Origin of the sequence: Pseudoalteromonas sp. S3785 (genome assembly GCF_005887365.1) — a bacterium.
Classification (GTDB): domain Bacteria; phylum Pseudomonadota; class Gammaproteobacteria; order Enterobacterales; family Alteromonadaceae; genus Pseudoalteromonas.
Window position 1 is genome coordinate 1 of sequence record NZ_PNCT01000159.1, and the last position, 216, is coordinate 216.

Here is a 216-nt window from a genome sequence, read left to right on the forward strand (position 1 = left end):
GCGCACCTCCGCTACCCCTGTGGTGGATAAGCCTATGGCTTAAATGCACCAGCCCCCAGTTATTAACAGTAATAGGGCCGATTCAGAAATCGCTATCAACGCTGCAAGGGAGTGGAAAGAACAAAGAGCAGGCTATTGGTGATTCCAGAGCCGATAATGGTGAGTTTTCTGAGCTAAGTTATTTAGCTATCGTAAAAGGAATAGGCAAAATGTTGG

1 pseudogene is annotated in these 216 nt (G+C 46.3%); it reads left to right on the forward strand.

Annotated elements, in window-relative coordinates:
• Window positions 1–216, forward strand: a pseudogene (locus tag CWC17_RS19480) (hypothetical protein); the annotation flags it as partial.